The following is a 414-nucleotide window of genomic DNA, read 5'->3' as shown; positions in this document are numbered from 1 at the left end:
GTAAACGGTGCGCGTAGCCGTTTTTCGGCATTTTATCCAAAAGCAAACTATGGCTTACAAGGAAGCCAACCCTCTGATGTTCGTGCGCATAATCGCGCTGCCAACGGCGCGTGTGATGAATACAAACAACTCAAGGTGCTCTCCATGGGAAGACAAAAAGCAGTGATCAAAGCTCGTCGCGAGGCAAAACGTGTGCTGAGACGGGATTCGCGCAGCCATAAGCAGCGTGAAGAAGAATCGGTCACCTCGCTTGTGCAGATGGGCGGCGTAGAAGCCATTGGTATGGCCCGCGACAGTCGCGATACTTCGCCCATCCTCGCGCGAAATGAAGCGCAATTGCACTATCTGAAGGCTATTGAGAGTAAGCAGCTGATATTCGCCACGGGCGAAGCCGGGTGCGGAAAAACCTGGATC

Annotated in this window: 1 protein-coding gene; it reads left to right on the top strand. The window is 53.4% G+C overall.

Translation table 11 applies throughout. The annotated features are described in order from the left end of the window. The coding region (locus LPA54_RS40350; RefSeq protein WP_228985402.1) for a PhoH family protein at positions 1–414 on the top strand (414 nt) is incomplete at both ends.

It is taken from the genome of Streptomyces sp. DH12 (assembly GCF_020873895.1).
Taxonomy (GTDB): domain Bacteria; phylum Actinomycetota; class Actinomycetes; order Streptomycetales; family Streptomycetaceae; genus Streptomyces.
Note: the sequence above shows the minus strand (reverse complement) of the source record. Positions and strands in the feature narration are given on the sequence as shown.